General features: G+C 71.9%; 16 protein-coding genes. 12 read left to right on the forward strand and 4 right to left on the reverse strand.

From position 1 onward, the window contains the following. Positions 1-71 precede the first annotated feature (71 nt). The 6 genes from ACFYXF_RS28555 to ACFYXF_RS28580 are packed head-to-tail and all read left to right on the forward strand — an operon-like array spanning position 72 to position 6,788. Complete coding sequence (locus tag ACFYXF_RS28555; protein WP_389353923.1) at positions 72-1,331, forward strand: O-antigen ligase family protein; 1,260 nt, start codon at positions 72-74, stop codon at positions 1,329-1,331. Then, positions 1,331-3,109, forward strand: coding sequence for a murein biosynthesis integral membrane protein MurJ (gene murJ, locus ACFYXF_RS28560; RefSeq protein WP_389353636.1), 1,779 nt, complete (start codon positions 1,331-1,333; stop codon positions 3,107-3,109). Before ACFYXF_RS28555 ends, murJ begins: the two co-directional genes overlap by 1 nt. A 40-nt stretch (positions 3,110-3,149) precedes the next feature. Then, positions 3,150-3,839, forward strand: a complete 690-nt coding sequence (locus ACFYXF_RS28565) for a polysaccharide deacetylase family protein (protein ID WP_389353638.1) — start codon at positions 3,150-3,152, stop codon at positions 3,837-3,839. A gap of 5 nt (positions 3,840-3,844) precedes the next feature. Beyond that, a complete protein-coding gene (locus ACFYXF_RS28570; RefSeq protein ID WP_389353925.1) occupies positions 3,845-5,002 on the forward strand; it encodes a glycosyltransferase in 1,158 nt (385 codons plus the stop codon). Next, entirely contained in the window at positions 4,999-5,640 is a 642-nt protein-coding gene (locus ACFYXF_RS28575) for a lipopolysaccharide biosynthesis protein (RefSeq protein ID WP_389353641.1), read from the forward strand. The genes ACFYXF_RS28570 and ACFYXF_RS28575 overlap by 4 nt, the downstream gene beginning before the upstream one ends. Continuing rightward, complete coding sequence (locus tag ACFYXF_RS28580; protein ID WP_389353642.1) at positions 5,637-6,788, forward strand: GNAT family N-acetyltransferase; 1,152 nt, start codon at positions 5,637-5,639, stop codon at positions 6,786-6,788. Before ACFYXF_RS28575 ends, ACFYXF_RS28580 begins: the two co-directional genes overlap by 4 nt. A 22-nt stretch (positions 6,789-6,810) precedes the next feature. Here ACFYXF_RS28580 and ACFYXF_RS28585 read toward each other — a convergent pair whose 3' ends face one another. Further along, complete coding sequence (locus ACFYXF_RS28585; protein ID WP_389353644.1) at positions 6,811-8,139, reverse strand: glycoside hydrolase family 26 protein; 1,329 nt, start codon at positions 8,137-8,139, stop codon at positions 6,811-6,813. A 118-nt stretch (positions 8,140-8,257) separates the two neighbouring features. On the opposite strand from ACFYXF_RS28585, the gene ACFYXF_RS28590 reads away from it, so the two are divergent. The 3 genes from ACFYXF_RS28590 to ACFYXF_RS28600 all read left to right on the forward strand — a co-directional run bounded on the left by ACFYXF_RS28590 (position 8,258) and on the right by ACFYXF_RS28600 (position 11,652). Then, positions 8,258-9,562: an ATP-grasp domain-containing protein gene (locus ACFYXF_RS28590; RefSeq protein WP_389353927.1), complete on the forward strand. Its 1,305-nt coding sequence runs from the start codon at positions 8,258-8,260 to the stop codon at positions 9,560-9,562. Then, positions 9,562-10,860 (forward strand): NAD(P)-binding domain-containing protein, encoded by a 1,299-nt coding sequence (locus ACFYXF_RS28595; RefSeq protein WP_389353646.1) that lies wholly within the window; start codon positions 9,562-9,564, stop codon positions 10,858-10,860. Before ACFYXF_RS28590 ends, ACFYXF_RS28595 begins: the two co-directional genes overlap by 1 nt. A 249-nt stretch (positions 10,861-11,109) precedes the next feature. Beyond that, positions 11,110-11,652 (forward strand): hypothetical protein, encoded by a 543-nt coding sequence (locus tag ACFYXF_RS28600; protein WP_389353648.1) that lies wholly within the window; start codon positions 11,110-11,112, stop codon positions 11,650-11,652. A 327-nt stretch (positions 11,653-11,979) separates the two neighbouring features. Here the strand turns inward: ACFYXF_RS28600 and ACFYXF_RS28605 are convergent, their stop codons facing one another. Beyond that, complete coding sequence (locus ACFYXF_RS28605) at positions 11,980-12,231, reverse strand: chaplin (RefSeq protein ID WP_389353650.1); 252 nt, start codon at positions 12,229-12,231, stop codon at positions 11,980-11,982. 293 nt (positions 12,232-12,524) lie between these two features. Further along, positions 12,525-12,935, reverse strand: a complete 411-nt coding sequence (locus ACFYXF_RS28610; protein WP_389353652.1) for a rodlin — start codon at positions 12,933-12,935, stop codon at positions 12,525-12,527. A gap of 191 nt (positions 12,936-13,126) precedes the next feature. Here ACFYXF_RS28610 and ACFYXF_RS28615 point away from each other — a divergent pair, with 191 nt between their 5' ends. The 3 genes from ACFYXF_RS28615 to ACFYXF_RS28625 all read left to right on the forward strand — a co-directional run bounded on the left by ACFYXF_RS28615 (position 13,127) and on the right by ACFYXF_RS28625 (position 15,240). Further along, positions 13,127-13,537, forward strand: coding sequence for a rodlin (locus ACFYXF_RS28615; protein WP_389353654.1), 411 nt, complete (start codon positions 13,127-13,129; stop codon positions 13,535-13,537). A 93-nt stretch (positions 13,538-13,630) separates the two neighbouring features. Further along, complete coding sequence (locus tag ACFYXF_RS28620) at positions 13,631-14,710, forward strand: LCP family protein (RefSeq protein WP_389353656.1); 1,080 nt, start codon at positions 13,631-13,633, stop codon at positions 14,708-14,710. Between the two features lie 122 nt (positions 14,711-14,832). Then, positions 14,833-15,240, forward strand: coding sequence for a rodlin (locus ACFYXF_RS28625; RefSeq protein ID WP_389353658.1), 408 nt, complete (start codon positions 14,833-14,835; stop codon positions 15,238-15,240). 78 nt (positions 15,241-15,318) lie between these two features. Here the strand turns inward: ACFYXF_RS28625 and ACFYXF_RS28630 are convergent, their stop codons facing one another. Continuing rightward, a complete protein-coding gene (locus tag ACFYXF_RS28630) occupies positions 15,319-17,259 on the reverse strand; it encodes an AMP-dependent synthetase/ligase (protein WP_389353660.1) in 1,941 nt (646 codons plus the stop codon). Positions 17,260-17,291 lie beyond the last annotated feature (32 nt).

Below are 17,291 nucleotides of genomic sequence, written 5' to 3' on the forward strand. Positions count from 1 at the left end.
TGAGCCACAGCCCCACGCTGACGTTGCCGTACCGAGTGCCCTTCGCCTCCTTCGCCCCGCTCCTTCCGGTCATGCTGGTGATCGCCCTGCTCGCACTGCCCGCCGCGCAGGGCGCCGACAGCGGGGCGACCCCGGCCGACGCCGTCTCCGGGCTCGTGGTCCTCTACTGTGCGATCCGGCTCGTACGGGAGCGGCGGCGCCCCCTGTCCCGTACGGCCGCCGTGGTGCTCGGGATGCCCGTGGTCGGGCTCGCGGTCGCGGCCGTCGGGGCGTCCTCGCCGGCGGCCGGGATCGGAGGCCTCGGGCGCTATCTCCAGATCTTCGTGCTGGTCCCGGCGTCCGTGGTGCTGCTGGTCCGCGACCGGCGCGACTTCCGGGTGCTGGCCTGGGCGTTCGTCGCCTTCGCCCTGTTCCAGGGGGCGGTCGGGGTGCACCAGTACGCGACCGGGACCGGTGCCTCCTACCAGGGCGAGGAGATCCGGGCGGTCGGTACCTTCGGGCCCGCCGATGTGATGGGCATGGCGACCGTGGTGTCGTTCGGGCTGATGTGCGCGGTGGGGCTGGCCCTCGGGTCGACCGCCGCTCGTCAGCGTGCCGTCGCCACCGGCTGCGCGCTGGTGCTGTTCGCCCCGCTCGCCGTCTCCTTCAGCCGGGGCGCCTGGATCGCCACCGCGGCGGCCTGCGCGATCCAGCTGGTGCTGGCCGGGATGCGGCGCGCGCTGAAGGTGGGCGCGGTGGTGACCGCCTCGGCGGTGATCCTGGTCGGCGGCCTCGGTGTGGGTACGACGATGCTCCAGGAGCGGATCAGCAGCATCACCCAAGTCGCCGACGCCCCCGACCAGTCGGTCACCGACCGGTACACGATGTGGGCGGCGGCGACCGACATGTGGAGCGAACACCCGCTCACCGGCGTCGGGTTGAAGGGCTTCCCCGAACACCGCGACGGACACGCCTCGTTGGCCCTGTCCTCGGGCAGCGACACGGAGGGCGCGGGCGCCGCGTACCGCAAACAGCCGCTGCTGTCCCCGCACAACATGTATCTGCTGGTGCTGAGCGAGCAGGGGCTCATCGGGCTCCTCGCCCTCGGCGGCAGCTGGCTTGCTCTGCTGGTCTGCGGCTTGCGAGGACTCGTACGGGTGCACAGAAGCCGTACGAGCGGACTCGACTGTGCTCTCGTCGCCTGCGGGCTGCTGATCTGGCAGTTGATCGACTTCCTGTACGCCGACATCGGCGGGCCCGCGACCGTGCTGACCGCCCTCGCCTTCGGGCTCGTCGCCTGGTGGGCCCTCGTCGGCGGCGATCCCGTGCCCGCGGCCAAGGCCTCGGCGTGATGAACGTGACGCCTCCTCGGCCCGAGGGAGAGACCAGGGTGACGCTGCCCGCGGCACGCGCCGCCGCTTCGCCGTCCGCGAAGGGAAGCGGCGAGGAGGGGGACGAGGGGGGTGGTGCCGCTGCCGGAACAGGTACCGGGGCTGCCGAACTCGCCCCCGTCTCCCGCAAGTTCCTCGCCAAGGCCACGCTCATCACCGCCGTCCTCTCGGTCGCGGGCGCGCTGCTCGGACTGGTCCGGGACCAGTCGCTGGCCCGGCTGTTCGGGGCCGGGAGTGACACGGACGCCTTCCTGGTCGCGTGGACCGTGCCGGAGTTCGCGGCGACGCTGCTCATCGAGGACGGGCTGGCCTTCGTCCTGATTCCGGCGTTCAGCATGGCGCTGGCCCGCCGCGCCCAGGGTGCCCCCGGTGATCCGGTACGGGCGCTGGTCGCGTCGACGCTGCCCCGGCTGGCGCTGGCATGCGCGGGGGTCGGCGCGCTGCTGATCGCCACCGCTCCCTACCTGGTCGAGGCGCTCGCCCCGGGCCTGCCCGACCCGTCGCTCGCCGTGGACTGCACCCGCCTCACCGCGACCTGCGTGTTCAGCTTCGGGCTCGCCGGGTACTGCAGCGCGGCCCTGCGCGCGCACCGGCGGTTCCTGGCACCGGCGGCGATCTACGTGGCCTACAACGTCGGCATCATCACGTCGATGTTCGTGCTGGGCGGGCGCTGGGGGGTGCGCTCGGCTGCGGTCGGGGTGGCGGTGGGCGGCGCCCTGATGGTCGTCACCCAACTGCCTTCCGTGCTGCGGCAGTTGCGGCGCCGTCGGTCGGCGGTAGCGGAAGAGATCGTGGTGGAGGAGACGTCCGGGGCGCCGATGGCGTTCGCGCTCGTCGCACCTGTGCTGCTCTTCGCGCTGACCCGGCAGTCGCAGGTGCTCATCGAGCGTTTCCTCGCGTCCACGCTGCCCGCCGGGGCGATCTCGCATCTGAACTACGCGCAGAAGGTCGCGCAGATCCCGATGACGCTGTCGCTGATGCTGTGCACGGTCACCTTCCCTGTGGTCGCGCAGGCGATCGCGGAGGGCGACACCGAGCGGGCCCGCGACCGGGTGGAGCGGGACCTCGCGCTGGCCGCCTGGGTGGTGCTGCTCGGCGCGGCGGCGGTGGTCGCCTGTGCGCCGCAGGTCATCGAACTCCTCTTCCAGCGGGGCGCGTTCACCGCCCGGGACACCGAGGCGACGGCCACCGTGATGCGCGTGTACGCGGTCGGGCTGCTCGGGCACACGCTGGTGGGCGCGCTCGTCCGCTCGTACTTCTCCTCGAACCGGCCCACCTGGTACCCGCTGGCCGCGATGGCCGCGGGCATCGTGGCGACCTCCTGGATCGGCGCGTGGTCGGTCGGTCCCTGGGGCGTGAGCGGGATCGCCGCCGCCAACGCGGCCGGGATCACGCTGTCGGCGGCCCTGCTGCTGTACGGGATGGGTCCGCGCAGTGTGCCGATCCGGACCCGGCGGGTGGTGGTCGAACTGAGCAAGCCGGTGCGCGCGGCGGTGTGCGCGACGGCCGCGGGGGCGTTCGTGACCAGCCGGATCGACGCGCCGGTGGCGGGGCTCGCCGCCGGTACGGCGACCGTGACCGTCGTCTTCTTCCTGCTGGGCCGGCTCATGCGGGCCCAGGCCGTGCAGAGCTTCGTCCTCGCCCTCCGTTCCGTACGCTCCCTCACCCGAAGGCTCCCGCATGCCCGCAAGCGCACCCGCACCCACGCCCGCCCCCGCCGACGCGACCGCGTCCGCTGACCGGCGCCGAAAAAGCGCCCTGCCCGTCCCTTGGGTAGCGATGTACCACTCGGTGGGCGACTGCTCGGACGACCCGTACCGCATCACGGTCACGCCCGACCGCCTCGACGCCCAGCTGCGCTGGCTGCACCGGCGCGGGCTGCGGGGCGTGGGCGTGGCCGAGCTGCTCGCCGCCCGTGCCCGGGGCGAGGGGCGCGCGCTGGTCGGGCTGACCTTCGACGACGGGTACGCCGACTTCCTCACCAACGCCCTTCCGGTGCTTGAGCGTTGGGACTGCGGCGCGACCCTCTTCGTGCTGCCGGGACGGCTCGGCGGGGAGAACGCCTGGGACCCGCTGGGCCCGCGCAAGCCGCTGCTCACGGCGGACGGCATCCGGGCCGTCGCCGAAGCCGGGATCGAGATCGGGTCGCACGGGCTGACGCACGTCGACCTGACGAAGGCGGACGACGAGCTGCTGCGCGCCGAGGTCGCCGAAAGCAGAGCGGTGCTCTCGGAGTTGAGCGGTGCTCCGGTCGACGGGTTCTGCTATCCGTACGGGACCGTCGACCAGCGGGCCGTCGACGCCGTGAAGGCGGCCGGTTACGGGTACGGCGTCGCCATCGACCCCGGGCAGCTCAACGGCGTCCATGTCCTCCCCCGCGTCCACATCGGCGAGAACGACACCGCCGTACGCCTGCATCTCAAGTACCGGCTGCACCGGCTGCGGCGCCGGCCCGTCGAGGGGGTGTGAGCGCGGTGAAGGCCCTGCATGTCATCACCGGGCTCGGGGTCGGCGGCGCCGAGCAGCAACTGCGGCTGCTGCTGCGGCACTTGCCGGTCGACTGCGATGTCGTCACGCTCACCAACCCGGGCTCGGTCGCCGACGGTCTGGTCGCCGACGGCGTCCGGGTCGTCCACCTCGGCATGGCCGGCAACCGGGATCTCGCCGCCCTGCCCCGCCTGGTCGACGTCATCCGCTCGGGCCGCTACGACCTCGTGCACACCCACCTCTACCGGGCCTGCGTGTACGGCAGGATCGCCGCGCGGCTCGCGGGCGTACGGGCGATCGTCGCCACCGAACACTCCCTCGGCGACTCGCAGATGGAGGGACGGCCGCTGACCGCCGGGGTCCGCGCGCTGTATCTCGCCAGTGAGCGCCTCGGCCGCGCGACCGTCGCCGTCTCCCCCACGGTCGCCGCCCGGCTGCGCCGCTGGGGCGTGCCCGCACCCCGGATCGAGGTCGTCCCCAACGGCATCGACCTGGCCCGGTTCCGCTTCGACCCGGTCGCCCGGCACCGCACCCGCGAGCGGCTCGGGCTGCCCGAGGGCGCGTACGTCGTCGGCGGCATCGGACGGCTCGCACCGGGCAAGCGCTTCGGCGACCTCATCGACGCGCTCGCCCAACTCCCCGACGACTACTGGCTGTTGCTCGTCGGCGGCGGCCCCGAGGAGCAGGCCCTCCGGCGCAGCGCGCACGAGGCGGGCGTCGCCGACCGGGTGCTGTTCACCGGCGAGCGACCGTACGTGCCGGACGGCACCCCCGGCCCCGACCTGCCCTCCCTCACCGCCGCGATGGACCTGCTCGCCTCCCCCTGCCCGGAAGAGGCCTTCGGGCTCGCGGTCGTGGAGGGGCTGGCCGCCGGGCTGCCCGTCCGGTACGTCTCCTGCCCGGCGATCGAGGACCTGCCCCCGGAGTCCGCCGAGGGCGCCCGGCGCGTACCCGGCGGCGCGGACTCCTTCGCGCGCGCCCTCGCCGAGGCCCGCGCGCTGGGCCCGCGGGACCGTACACCCCCCGCCGCCGCCCACCACTACGACATCACCCGCAGCGCCGCGCAGCTCATGGACGTGTACGCGGCCACCGCCACCCCTTCCATGACACCGTCCCCGTCACCCCAGGGAGCCCCGACCTCATGACCGAGAACCCCAGCAGAACCCACCTCGCCCGCACCCGCGTCCTCCCGCCGTGGACTCTCCTCGCGGCCGGCGCCGTGCTCGGCGGCGTCCTCGGCGGCGCGTACGGCACCTTCACCTCCCCCACCTACACGGCAACGAGCTACGTCGTCGCCGTACCGACCGAGAAGTCCGACCCCGCGTCCGCGCTCGGCTTCGCGCAGGCGTACGGGCGGGTCGCCACGCAGCTCGCGGTGCTCGCGGACGCCCAGGTGTGGGCGGGCGTACCGGTGTCGACGCTGCGGAAGAGCGTGCAGACGGCGACCTCGCCGGACGCGCCCATGGTCGCCGTGTCCGCCACCTCCTCACGCCGCGACCTCGCCGCCGACATGGCCAACGCCGTGGCCCGCTCCCTCACCCGGCACGCCAACGACACCAAGGGCTCCACCCACGTGGAGCTGCTCCAGTTCTCGCGCGCGGTGAAGCCGACCGAGCCGTCCTCGGCCTCGGCCGCGGTGACCGGGCTGGTCGGCGCGAGCGCGGGCGGACTGCTCGGCGGCCTGGTGCTGCTGGTGCGGCCCCGGCGCGGTACGGAGGAACCGGCGCCCTCGGCCTCCGTACCGGGCCCGGCAGTCGCCGCCGACGCGCACGGACAGCTGTGACGGTCACGACCACGGGCGACCTGCGCGCCGAAGTCGTCAGCGACGAGACCGCCTTCGCCGAACTCGCCCCGGCCTGGGGCCGGTTGTACAAGCGGTGCGGCGCGGCGACCCCGTTCCAGAGCCATGCCTGGCTGCACTCGTGGTGGCTGTCGTACGGCGTTCCGGGCCGGCTGCGGATCGTCGTGGTCCGCGATCCGGAGGGCGAACTCCTCGCCGCCGCCCCGCTGATGCGCGTACACCGCCCGCTGCCCGCCCTCGTACCGCTCGGCGGCGCGATCTCCGACTACGGTGACGTCCTCCTCGACGACGACACCGCCGACGAGGCCGCCGCCGCGCTCGCCGAGGGCCTCTCCGACGCCGCCCGCACCGCGCTGATCGACCTCCGCGAGGTCCGTCCGGGCGGCGCGGCGGAACGTGTGTACGAGCGCTGGCGTGGCCCCCGACGCCAGGTCAGGGACTCCGTGTGCCTGGAACTCCCCGCCGTCTCGATGGACGGCCTGGTCTCCCGGCTCCCCTCCTCGAAGGCCCAGCGGGTCCGCGCCAAGCTGCGCAAGCTGACCGCGCTCGGCGTCGAGCGGCACGTCGTCCAGCCCGACGACGTCGACGCGGCCCTGGCCCGGCTGCTCGAACTGCACCAACTCCAGTGGCAGGGAAGGAAGGTGACGTCGGAACACCTCCAGCCCCGGTTCCGCGAACACCTCGCCCGCTCGGTCGGGCCGATGGTCCGCTCCGGGGACGCCGTGGTCACCGAGTTCCGCCTCGACGACAGTGTGGTCGCCGTCGATCTGACCCTGCTGTCGGGACGCCTCGCGGGCGGCTATCTGTACGGCGCCCATCCGGGCCTGCGGAAACGGAAGGCGGACGTCGCCGTGATGCTGCTCGACGCCTGCGCCCAGCACACCGGGGCGGGCGGGCACGACACGCTGAGCCTGCTGCGCGGGGACGAGCCGTACAAGCACCACTGGCGCCCCGAACCCGTCGTCAACCAGCGGCTGTTGCTGGCCCGGCGGCTGACGGCGCCGCTGATGTCGGCGGTCGTGTGCGATGTCGCCGCCCGCAGCCGGGGCAAGGAACTCCTGCGCCGGCTGCGGGACCGCGAGGGAAGCGGCGGTGGAGGGGAGAACGGGAACGGTGGCGGCGGATCGTGAACGACCCGCCGCCACCGGGCGGTCACCGGTTGCGCGACCACCAGTCGAACTTCAGGCACAGCTTCCCGCCGAGCCAGTACTCAACCCAGTCGCCCAGTTCCAGCGGCGAGCAGTTGTCCGGCGGCAGCGGCACGGGCGGGGTCACCGGGTCCGTGGGCTTCGGCGGCTCCGGGGTCGGGTCGGGCGTCGGCACCGTCGGCTCCGGGTCCTTACGGCCCGTCAGGATCTGGCGGTACACCTCGGACGCCTGGGGATTGCTGCCGCACTGCCACACGCCGTGCGGACAGTAGTCGGTCAGCGTGTTGTACAGCGGCTTGTGCTCGTCCATCCACGCGAGCATGCGCCGCATGTACTCCGGGTTGTCGCCGTTGCGGAACAGTCCCCATTCCGGATACGAAATGGGCTTTCCGTGGGCCTTGGCGAAATCCACGTGCGCCTGAAGTCCGTAGGGCTCGCTGATCTGCTCGTCGAATGAGATCCCGCGCGGCTGGTCGTACGAGTCCATACCGATGATGTCGACCGTGTCGTCCCCCGGATAACACTGCGTCCAGGGAATGGCGTCACGGCCCCGGGTCGGATTGAAATCGAACCGGAATTTCTGGCCCGGCACCGACCGCATGGTGGTGACGATCCTGTTCCAGTACTTCTTCCAGGCCTCCGGGTCAGGGCCGCAGCGAGAGGTGTAGGTAATGCCGTTCATCTCCCAGCCGAGCACGATCACGGTGTCCGGGATCTTCAGCGCGACCAGCCGCTCGGCGAGGGCGCGGAAGTGGTGATCGTAGAGACCGGCCGCGCCGCGCCGCAGCAGCCTGCGGACCCCGCGGTCGGAGACGCCCGCCTCGTTGCGCTCCTGCATGGGCACGTTGAGGACGAACAGCCGGTCCTCCTCGGCCCGCCGCCAGTCCGCCCACACGTCGAGGAACCCGGGCAGCCCCTCGATGTTGCTCCACAGGTCACCCGGCAGGTAGGTGTGCCCGACGGTGAGATCGGCGCCGCCCAGCCAGCGGCTCAGCTCGGCGATCCTGGCCGTGCCACGGGCGCCGTCGTAGTCGACGTACGCGCCGAACGCGCCGAACGCGCCGAACGCGGGCAGCTTCGGTGCCTCCGGCGGCTCGGGGGGTTCGGGTTTCGGTGGCTCGGGTGGCTCGGGTGGCTCGGGCGGCACCGGGGGTTCGGGGGCCACGGGCGGGACCGGGGCCACCGTCCCGGTGGGTGGTACGGGCACGGGAGGATCGGCCACCCCCGCGCCCACGGCGTGACCCGGACCCGCCGTCAGGACAGCCGACGCGGCGACCGCCGCCGCCATGAACGCCAGCCGTCCGGATCGGGCCCGTCGCTTGTGTGCGGCCATTCCTGCTCCTTTTCCTGCTTCTTCACCTACTGACACTCAGTCATACAAATACGAATTCCGCCACCGCGCTAAGACTTTCGAGTGAACCGACCCGAAGGAAACCCGAAAACATATGTCCGTGTCGTTGCTCGACACCCGCGTCCCCGCCGTCCTGGTGCGGACCGACCGGAATCCCTTTCACCACGGAACTCTCGGCGCCGTACGCTCCCTCGGCCGGGCGGGCGTCGACGTCCACCTGATCGCCGACGTGAGCGGAAGTCCCGTACGCAGATCCCGTTTCGTACGACAGTTGCATCCCCCGCCGCCGCCCGGCGCCGCCCCTGCCGACATCGCCCGCGTCCTGCTGCGGGTGGCCGCCCAGGTCGCGCGGCCCGCCGTGCTCATCCCGCTCGACGACGCGAGCGCCGTCGCGGTGGGCCGGGCGCGGGCCGAGCTGGCGCCCGCCTATCTGCTGCCGCAGCAGCCCGGCGCGCTGGCCGAACGGGTGGCCGACAAGGCCGAACTGGCCGCCGTGTGCGCGGCCGTGGGCGTGCCGCACCCGCTGACGCTAATCCCGGACAGCGCGGCCGAGGCCGCCGCCGCGGCCTGGCGGCTCGGCCTGCCGACGATGGCGAAGTGGAGCCGGCCCTGGCTGCTCCCGGCGGGCAGCGGGCTGCGCTCCACGGTCGTCGTGCGCTCGGCGCGGCAGGCGCGGGAGCTGTTTCTGCGCACCGAGGAGGCGGGGAGCCGGCTGCTGCTCCAGGAGTTCCTGCCGCCGGGACCCGACCTCGACTGGTTCTGCCACGGGTACGCCGACCGCACCGGGACCGTGCGCGGCGGCGGCCCAGGGCGCAAGCTGCACGCCTGGCCGCGCGGCGCCGGACTGACCGCGGTGGGCCACTGGACCCCGAACGCGCCGGTTCGCGCACTCACCGAACGCCTGATCGCCGAACTGGGCTACCGGGGCATCTTCGACCTCGACTACCGCCGCTGCACCACCACCGGCGGCTACCACCTGCTCGACTTCAACCCGCGGCCCGGCGCCCAGTTCCGGCTCTTCACCGACACGGCCGGGCTCGACGTCGTACGCGCCCAGCACCTCGATCTGACCCACCGTCCGATGCCGGAGGGGGCGGCCCGGCCGGGGCGGGCGTTCGTGGTCGAGAACTACGCGCCGCTCAGCGCGCTGCGTCCGGCGCCGGCCGGCCGCGAACTGGCCTGGCACGCCCCGGACGACCTCGCGCCCGGCTGGGCGATGTGGGCCCTGTGGGCGCGGCACGTCGGCCGCCGGCTGCCGTCCCGGCTGCGCCGGCTGTGCGAGCGGGCCGGGCCGGACGACACGCGGGCCCGCGTGGTCCGCCAGGCGGCGAGTCCGCCGGGGCTCCTGCCCGACGGCTCTCCGACCGACTCTCTGACCGACGACGAGAAAGCGAGCAGTTGCTGATGTACGACCTGCTGGTGGTGGGCGCGGGCCCGTACGGCCTGTCCATCGCCTCCCACGCCGCGGGCGCCGGGCTCCGACTGCGCGTGTTCGGCCGGCCCATGGCGTCCTGGCGGGACCACATGCCCCGGGGCATGTACCTCAAGTCGGAGCCGTGGGCGTCGAACCTGTCCGACCCCGACGGCCGCTGGCGCCTGGACACGTACTGCGCCGCCCGGGGCGTCGAGGCGCGGCACGGGGAGCCGATCCCGCTGGAGATGTTCGCCGCGTACGGTCAGTGGTTCGCCCGCAACGCCGTCCCCGAGGTCGACGAGCGGACGGTGACGCGGGTGGCGCCCGTCGCCGGGGGCGGGGGCGAGGGCGGGGGCTTCGAGGCGGTGACGGAGGACGGCGAGACGGTACGCGCGCGGACGGTCGCCCTGGCGGTCGGTGTGCTGCCCTTCGTGGAGATCCCGGCGGCGGTGCGCGACCTCGGCCCCGACCTGGTGTCCCACAGCAGCCACCACAGCGAACTCGACCGCTTCCGGGGCCGGGACGTCACGGTGATCGGCGGCGGCCAGGCGGCCCTGGAGACGGCGGCGCTGCTCGCCGAACAGGGCACGCGGGTAAGGGTGTTGGCGCGGGCGGAGCACCTGGCCTGGAACGATGTGCCGCCCGCGTGGGAGCGCCCCTGGTGGCGCTCGGCCCGTGCCCCGCAGAGCGGCCTGGGCTGCGGCTGGCGCAACTGGTTCTACGCCGAACGCCCCGGCCTCTTCCACCGGCTCCCCGAACCGACCCGCGCGCGAATCGCCGCGACGGCGCTGGGTCCGGCGGGCGCGTGGTGGGTACGCGCCCGCGTCGAACCGGCGGTGGAGGTGCTGCTCGGCCAGGAGGTCGCGGAGGCACGGGAGTTGGCGGGCGGGGCGGGTGGCGTACGGCTGGACACGGTGAGCCGGTCCGGCGAGCGGCGGTCCCTGGAGACCGAACACGTCATCGCGGCGACGGGGTTCAGGGCGACGACCGATCGGCTGGGTCTGCTGGACGCGCAACTGGCTGATGGGTTGGGCGCGTTGGCGGACGGGTCACCGGCGGTCGGGCGGCACTTCGAGTCCTCGTACCCCGGCCTGTTCCTGGCGGGGCTGGTGACGGCGTCGGGCTTCGGACCGGCGATGCGGTTCGTGCATGGGGCTACGTTCACGGCGGAGACGCTTGTGCGGGGGGTGCGGCGGCGGTTGCGGGCGGGAGTGGGGGTGGGGGTTGGTGGCGTGAGGGTGCCGGCGCCTGGGCGGCGCGTTGACGTGCGCTCGCGCGCCGCTGGGTAGGCGGTTCGGCTGCTGTGGCCGGTCTTCGCTGGGTGGGCGCGGTGTGTCTTTTGCTGCGGGCGCGGCGCTCCGCTGGTGGGCGGGGTGGTTTGCTGCGGGCCCGGTGGGGGCGCGGCGCTCCGCTGGCGGGCGCGGTGGTTTGCTGCGGGCCCGGTGGGGGCTGGTCGCGCAGTTCCCCGCGCCCCTGAACGAGCCCCGCGCCCCCTTTCGGGGCGCGCGGGGCTCGTTCAGGTTGCCGGGGGCCTAGCCGTGTCTCACTCGTGGGCGCCGGGGCCGCCGCGTCGGCCTCGTCTGTACAGGACGAATCCACCCGCGATCATCGCGACACTGACCGCCGAGGCCGCGAGCAGCTCCTCCCGACTGCCGGTCGGCGGCAGGTGGGGCGGCTTCGTCGGCGGGGTGGTGATGGGGGGTGTTGTTGTCGTCGGCGGGTGTGTGGGGGGCTTGGTCGGAGGCTTCGTCGGCGGCTTGGTGGGCGGCTTGGTGGGCGGCTTCGTGGGCGGCTTCGTCGGAGGCTTCGTCGGAGGCTTCGTCGGAGGCTTCGTCGGGGGCTTCGTGGGGGGCTTCGTGGGGGGCTTCGTCGGGGGCTTCGTGGGCGGCTTCGTGGGCGGCTTGGTCGGAGGCTTCGTCGGAGGCTTCGTCGGAGGCTTCGTGGGCGGCTTCGTCGGGGGCTTCGTGGGCGGCTTCGTGGGCGGCTTGGTCGGAGGCTTCGTCGGGGGCTTCGTCGGAGGCTTCGTCGGAGGCTTCGTCGGCGGCTGGGTGGGCGGCTTCGTCGGTGGGGTGTCGCCGTAGCCGTCGGGGGTGTTCGAGTCGTCGTGGCCGTGGCCGTTTTCGTCCTCTTGGTCGTGGCCGTTGGTCTTCGTGGGGTCGTCGTGCGGAGCTCCGTGTGCAGTCGCGGTGTTGCTGCAGGAGGCGCCGCAGGTGTCCACGTCTGCGAGGGCCGGAATGCCGTACAGGGTCAAGAGGCTCGTCGCGGCGGCCGCCACGACCATCCCCCTGCTCAGAGTCGGTCGCATTCTGATTATCCTTCTAATGGGAGAGGTGAGAAAAAGCCGGCCTTGGCACCGAGAGGCAATCCAAGACCGGCCCAGACACCGCCGAACGGCAGGTGCGACGACCTCAGTCGTTGATGCAGGTGTTGCCGAACGCCGGGTTCAGCAGCGCGATGACGTTGATCGAGTTACCGCACACGTTGATCGGAATGTGAACGGGAACCTGAACGACGTTGCCGGAAAGCACACCCGGGGAGTGGGCGGCGAAGCCCTCGGCCTCGGCGTCCGCGAACGCCGGGGAGGCCATTCCGAGCGCCATGATCGCGCCGGCGATGACAGCAACGCTCTTCTTCATGAAGTTTCCCTTCTCTGCGGTCATGCCCCTATGTCGGCCGAAACCGAGCGAGCACACATGAACGGCTCGCACCATGACCGGCAGTTGTAAAACGAGAGATAGACAGCCGAAGAAACTACGGAACGTGATCCGGCGGGTAATTCACTCGAACGCCCCGGCACAGCGGAAAACACGGTCCACACGAAAGGCTGAAGAAATCCGGGCCCCGGGAAGGCGCGGAAACGCGGACAGCCCCCGCACCTGGTGCGAGGGCTGCTCGGGTTGCTTCCGCGGGCGACCGGACGACTGTTGACGACCGGTCAGCCGACGGCGACAGATCAGCTGTTGGCGATGCCGTTGCCGGACAGGACCGGAATGTCACTGAGGACGTGCGCCAGCGGCTCGTCGCCCTTGGCCTGCGTCGAGTTCTCGGCGCACTGCTGGTTCTGCGGAGCCGACAGGATCGGGATGTCCTGGACGGCGATCGGCACCGCGCCGGCGATGGAACCGGCGTTGACCTTGACGGGCAGACCGACACAGAGCTTGTTCAGCGTGCCCTGCGCGAGGCTCATCTGGGGGCTCATGTCGCCCTTGGTCAGAGAGTTGCCGAACTTCGAGACCGCCCCGTTCCCGCTGACGGACGTGGTGCCGCCGTCGTCCGCTGTGGCAAGCGCCTGGGGGGCGGTCGCCGCCGAGACTCCGACGACGGATGCGGCTACCGCCGCCGCGGCCATTGCCTTCTTCAGCATTTCGCTTTCCTTTCCTGGCAGAGACACACGTTCCTGCTCCCGCTTCAACCGGATGGACGGGGATTGGTTTCGCCGCTTCACCCGGTTGGCCGTTGTGGGCCATCAGAGTGAATGGCAGCAACCATGCGCGTCGAAGGGCAGTTGATCAGAACGGCTCCGGTGGACGGGGTTTCTTCAGAAGGGACTTGCAAGTGATCAAGAAGGTTATGGCTGCTGCGGCGATCGCCGCTTCCGTCGTCGGTGCCTCCGCTGCGGTGGCGACCCCGGCGATGGCGATCGCGAACGACGGTGGCACGACGTCCACCAGTGGCAACGGCGCCATCCAGAAGTACGGCAACTCGGCCACGTACGGAAACATGAGCCCCCAGATGGCGCTCATCCAGGGCTCTCTCAACAAGCCCTGCATCGGCCTGCCTGCCAAGCTCAACGCCGGTTCCATCGCCGGCGCCGTGCCGATCGCCGTCCAGGACATCAACGTTCTCTCGGCTCCGCAGAACCAGCAGTGTGTCGAGAACTCGACGCAGGCCAAGGGCGACGAGCCCCTGTCGCACATCCTCAGCGACATCCCGATCCTGTCCGGCAACGGCGTGGGCAACAACTGAGACGACTGAGTCGGGCGTACGTCCGGGCTCTCTTCGAGTTCTCACCAGCGGGCCGTCGAATTCTCGGCGGCCCGCTGGCCTACGTTGCGTCAGGTGACGACGAGACACCCTTTGTTCCGGTTTTCCCGTCTTTCCCGGCTGTCCCGGCTCTGTGGAGTCGCGGTGCTGTGCGCGGCGACCGCCATCGGCTGCGGTGCTCCCCACGAGTCCCGGTTGAGACTCATGGGCGGCGCCGTCCCCGCCGCGGGCACCGACATCCTGCTGCTGGGTACGGACGGCCGCAGCACCATCACCGAGAAGGAGCGCCGCAAGTTCCACGCGGGCGGCGTTCCCTGCAACTGCGCGGACGTGATGATGCTCATCCATGTGTCCGCGGGGCGCGACCGCGTCAGCGTGATCGGTCTGCCGCGCGACTCCTTCGCCACGATTCCCGCGTACCGGGCCACACCGTCCGGACGGCAGCGCCCCGCGCATCCCGCGAAGCTCAACGGCGCGTACGCGGAGGGTGGCGCGGGCCTCGTCGAACGTACGGTGGAGGCGGCGACCGGGGTGAGTGTCGAGCAGTACCTACAGCTCGACTTCCGGCGGTTCATCGACGCCGTCGACCAGGTCGGCGGGGTCGAGGTGTGCACCGCGCGGCGGCTCAAGGACCCCAAGACCAAGCTGAACCTGGCGCCGGGACGGCATCTGCTCAAGGGTGGGCAGTCCTTGCAGTACGTCCGCTCGCGGAAGGTCGACCGCAGTGCCGACCTGGGGCGGATCCAGCGCCAGCAGCGGTTCCTGGTCGCGGCGCTGGAGCAACTGACCGCCCGGAAGGTGCTGACCGACCCTGTCCTCATGGGCCGGGTCGCCCGGACGCTGCTCGGCCCTGCCAAGGTCGAGCAGGGTTTCGGGAAGGACGGCGCGAAGGCGCTCGTCACGCTCGCATCAGTACTGAGCAAGGTGCCTGCCACGCGGACCGAGTTCGCCACCGTGCCGGTCGCCGGGTTCAACCCGCCGATGGACGGCATCGGTTCGACGCTGCGCTGGCACGACACGAGGGCGAAGGCGATGTTCGCCAAGGTGCGCGAGGACCGGCCGCTGATCGCGGAGGGCACGGATCCGCGGCCCGACGATCCACCGGTGTTCGGGAAGGACGTACCGGTGCGCGGAAACCGGCTGGCGTGCCCCTGAATCTCGACTCGTACACCTCAATCGCTGGGCCAATCGGGGCAATCACCGCAACCCCGGCCGGGGCTCGGCCGTTGACGATCACGCAGCTCCTCACCGGAGTCCGCTTTTCGAAGGGAATGAACATGAAGAAGCTGTGGGCAACCGCGGCCCTCGCCGCCTCCGTCGCCGGTCTCTCGGCCACGGCAGCACCCCAGGCCCTGGCGATCGCCAACGACGGTGGCACTACGTCCATCAGCGGCAACGGCGCCGAGCAGGAGTTCGGCAACTCGGCCACGTTCGGTGACATGAGCCCGCAGCTCTCGCTGGTCCAGGGATCGCTGAACAAGCCGTGCATCGGCCTCCCGGCGAAGATCAACGCCGGTTCCGTCCTCGGCGCGGTGCCGATCGCCGTCCAGGACATCAACGTTCTGTCGTCCCCGCAGAACCAGCAGTGTGTCGAGAACTCGACGCAGGCCAAGGGCGACGAGCCCCTGTCGCACATCCTCAGCGACATCCCCGTGCTGTCCGGCAACGGCGCCGGCAACAGCTGAGCCTCCCCGCTCGGTTGCGGCGGCGGGTCACCGGAGCTCCGGTGACCCGCCGTTCGGCGTTCTACGGGGCTACGTGCGTCACTTGCTGTACAGCGCCTCGATCTCGGCCGCGTACGCCTCCCGTACCGCGTGCCGTTTGACCTTGAGGGACGGGGTCAGCTGGCCGTTGTCCTCGGTGAACTCGCCCTCGACCAGGGTGAAGGCGCGGATCGACTCGGCCCGGGAGACCGCCGCGTTGGCGTGGTCCACGGCCCGCTGGACATCGGCGCGCATCCGGGGGTCCTGGATCACCTCGGACATCGGAGTGTCGGCGGGCATCCCCCGTACGGCGAGCCAGTGGGCGACGGAGTCGGGGGCGAGGGTGATCAGGGCGGCGACGAAGGGGCGGTTGTCGCCGACGACCATGCACTGGCCGACCGGGGCGCGGCTGCGCAGCCGGTCCTCCAGGACGGACGGGGCGACGTTCTTGCCGCCGGAGGTGACGATGATGTCCTTCTTGCGGCCGGTGATGGTGAGGTAGCCGTCGTCGTCGAGGGCGCCGAGGTCGCCGGTCGCGAACCAGTCGTCGCCGCTCAATACCGCTTCCGTCGCCGCCGGGTTGTTCCAGTAGGCGCCGAAGACGACCCCGCCCTTGACGAGGACCTCGCCGTCGTCGGCGATCCGGACGGCGGTGCCGGGGACGGGGAGGCCGACCGTGCCGGGACGGGGGGCCAGGGGCGGGACGAGGGTCGCGGCGGAAGTCGTCTCGGTCAGGCCGTAGCCCTCGTAGACGATGATTCCGGCGGCGTAGAAGAAGAGGCTGAGGTCGCGGTCGAGTGGGGAGCCGCCGCTGATGGCGTACCGCATGCGTCCGCCCAGCTCCTTGCGGATACGGCGGTACACGAGCAGGTCGTACAGGGCCCAGGCCGCGTAGAGGGACGGTCCGGGGCCCTTGGCGGCTCTGCCGGCTGCCGCGAGGAACTTCTCCAGGTACGCCTCGGCGAAGCGGACGCCGATGCGGTGGGCGCGGTCGAAGGAGGCGGCGCGGCCCATCTTCTCGGCGGTCGCGCGGCCGGTGGCGTGGATGCGCTCGAAGAGGTACGGGACGCCGACCAGGAAGGTCGGTCTGAACTCCCGCAGTACCGGGCGGAGTTCGTCGGGCTTGATGCTCGGGAAGTGGCCGATCTCGATACGGGCCATCAGACAGCCGATCTGAAGGGCCCGGCCCATGATGTGGGCGAGGGGGAGGAAGAGGAGGGTGGACGCGGTCTGGCCGGTGACCTCCTTGAAGATCGGGTGCAGCAGCTCGACGACGTTCGCGGCCTCGTTGTGCAGGTTGGCGTGGGTGAGGACGCAGCCCTTCGGCCGGCCGGTGGTGCCGGAGGTGTAGCAGATGGTGGCGGTGGTGTCGGGGGTCAGGGCGGCGCGCCGCTTGGTGACCTCCTCGTCCGGCAAGTCCCGGCCCAGAGCGGTGAGTTGGGCCATCGCGCCCTCGTCCAGGGTGAGGACGCGCGGGGGTTCGGGGTGGTCGGCCGTGCCGGTGGTGACGGTGGCCGTGTTGTCCGGCGTTTCCGTCACCACCAGGCGGGCCCCCGAGTCCCTTACGATCCAGTCGACTTGGGCTGCGGACGAGGTGGCGTAGACAGGGACGGTCTGGCCGCCGGCCGCCCAGATCGCGAAGTCCAGGACCGTCCACTCGTAGCGGGTACGGGACATCACCGCGACCCGGCCGCCCTGTTCGAGGCCCGCCGCGATCAACCCCTTTGCGGCGGCGGTGACTTCGGCGGCGAAGGCGGCGGCTGTGACCGGACTCCAGGTGCCGTCGTCCGCTCGGCGGCGCAGGATCACCGCGTCGGGGGCCTCGGCGGCATTCGTGTAGGGCAGGTCGGCGGTGCTGCCCGTGGTGGGGGCTGCCACCATCGGGGCGGCACTCGCCTCGCGGACGGTGCCGGTCCGCTCGTCGCGGACCAGCTCGATCCGGTGGCGGGCCGCCAGATCGGTGCGGCGCTTCGCCTGCTTCAGGTCCTTGCGTACGCCCATGTCGCCGACTCCCGGTGGTGGTCTTGGTCCTC

Source organism: Streptomyces sp. NPDC002680 (assembly GCF_042889145.1).
Lineage (GTDB): Bacteria > Actinomycetota > Actinomycetes > Streptomycetales > Streptomycetaceae > Streptomyces > Streptomyces adonidis.

Excerpts from the sequence above, each read along its gene's own strand:
- ACFYXF_RS28555 (WP_389353923.1), top strand. The coding sequence starts at position 72 with ATGCTGGTGATCGCCCTGCTCGCACTGCCCGCCGCGCAGGGCGCCGAC.
- ACFYXF_RS28585 (WP_389353644.1), bottom strand. The coding sequence starts at position 8,139 with ATGGCCGCACACAAGCGACGGGCCCGATCCGGACGGCTGGCGTTCATG.
- ACFYXF_RS28595 (WP_389353646.1), top strand. The coding sequence starts at position 9,562 with ATGTACGACCTGCTGGTGGTGGGCGCGGGCCCGTACGGCCTGTCCATC.
- ACFYXF_RS28575 (WP_389353641.1), top strand. The coding sequence starts at position 4,999 with ATGACCGAGAACCCCAGCAGAACCCACCTCGCCCGCACCCGCGTCCTC.
- ACFYXF_RS28630 (WP_389353660.1), bottom strand. The coding sequence starts at position 17,259 with ATGGGCGTACGCAAGGACCTGAAGCAGGCGAAGCGCCGCACCGATCTG.
- ACFYXF_RS28625 (WP_389353658.1), top strand. The coding sequence starts at position 14,833 with ATGAAGAAGCTGTGGGCAACCGCGGCCCTCGCCGCCTCCGTCGCCGGT.
- murJ (WP_389353636.1), top strand. The coding sequence starts at position 1,331 with ATGAACGTGACGCCTCCTCGGCCCGAGGGAGAGACCAGGGTGACGCTG.
- ACFYXF_RS28565 (WP_389353638.1), top strand. The coding sequence starts at position 3,150 with ATGTACCACTCGGTGGGCGACTGCTCGGACGACCCGTACCGCATCACG.
- ACFYXF_RS28605 (WP_389353650.1), bottom strand. The coding sequence starts at position 12,231 with ATGACCGCAGAGAAGGGAAACTTCATGAAGAAGAGCGTTGCTGTCATC.
- ACFYXF_RS28610 (WP_389353652.1), bottom strand. The coding sequence starts at position 12,935 with ATGCTGAAGAAGGCAATGGCCGCGGCGGCGGTAGCCGCATCCGTCGTC.